The sequence below is a fragment of the Bradyrhizobium nitroreducens genome (genome assembly GCF_002776695.1).
Classification (GTDB): Bacteria; Pseudomonadota; Alphaproteobacteria; order Rhizobiales; family Xanthobacteraceae; genus Bradyrhizobium; species Bradyrhizobium nitroreducens.
Genome location: NZ_LFJC01000003.1, coordinates 5,911,470 through 5,911,822 on the forward strand (window position 1 = coordinate 5,911,470; position 353 = coordinate 5,911,822).

General features: G+C 64.6%; 1 pseudogene. It reads left to right on the plus strand.

Going from position 1 to position 353, the window contains the following annotated elements:
* Nucleotides 1-353: pseudogene (locus TSA1_RS40400) on the plus strand (polyketide synthase); the annotation flags it as partial.

Genomic DNA, 353 nt, shown 5'->3' on the forward strand with positions numbered 1-353 from the left:
GGGCGCCGTTCTGCTCAAGCGCAAATCCAGAGCGATTGCCGATGGCGATCACATCTATGGTGTGATCAAGGGCAGCATGGTGAACGCCGGCGGCAAGACCAACGGCTACTCGGTACCGAACCCGAACGCCCAGGCCGATGTGATCCGCCGGGCGATCAAGCAGGCTGGGGTCGATCCGCGCACGATCAGCTACATCGAGGCGCACGGTACCGGCACGGCGCTCGGAGACCCGATCGAGATTGCGGGCTTGAGCAAGGCGTTCCGTGAGTCGACGTCGGACACGCAGTTCTGCTCGATCGGTTCGGTGAAGTCGAACATCGGCCACTGCGAGAGCGCCGCGGGCATGGCGGCGC